We start from the raw sequence: 269 nt of genomic DNA, 5'->3' as shown, positions 1-269 counted from the left end.
CGGGAGCGTGCCTGCGGGTGCCCGGATCTCGGCCGGGAAGTTCGGCAGCGTCGACAGGTCGTTCCCGAAGGCCGCCGTCTCCGAGGTGAAACGGTCGCCCGTCAGCTGCATACCGTCACCCGAGTCGCCCGCGAAACGGATGATCACCCGGTCCAGACGACGTACTTCCTTCTCGCCCGCGCGGGGCATGATCTCAGCGGGCATGGCTCAGTCCTTGATCTCGCAGATGGCGGCGCCGGAGGTGATGGAGGCGCCGACCTCGGCGGTGA

At 68.4% G+C, this 269-nt stretch carries 1 protein-coding gene; it reads right to left on the bottom strand.

What is annotated here, in order from left to right; translation table 11 throughout:
* On the bottom strand, positions 1 to 204 hold a 204-nt coding region (locus tag H0H10_RS02225; RefSeq protein ID WP_223179267.1), incomplete at its 3' end, for a hypothetical protein.
* Positions 205 to 269: the final 65 nt, after the last annotated feature.

The sequence above is a fragment of the Streptomyces griseicoloratus genome (assembly GCF_014534645.1).
Lineage (GTDB): Bacteria > Actinomycetota > Actinomycetes > Streptomycetales > Streptomycetaceae > Streptomyces > Streptomyces griseicoloratus.
Note: the sequence above shows the minus strand (reverse complement) of the source record. Positions and strands in the feature narration are given on the sequence as shown.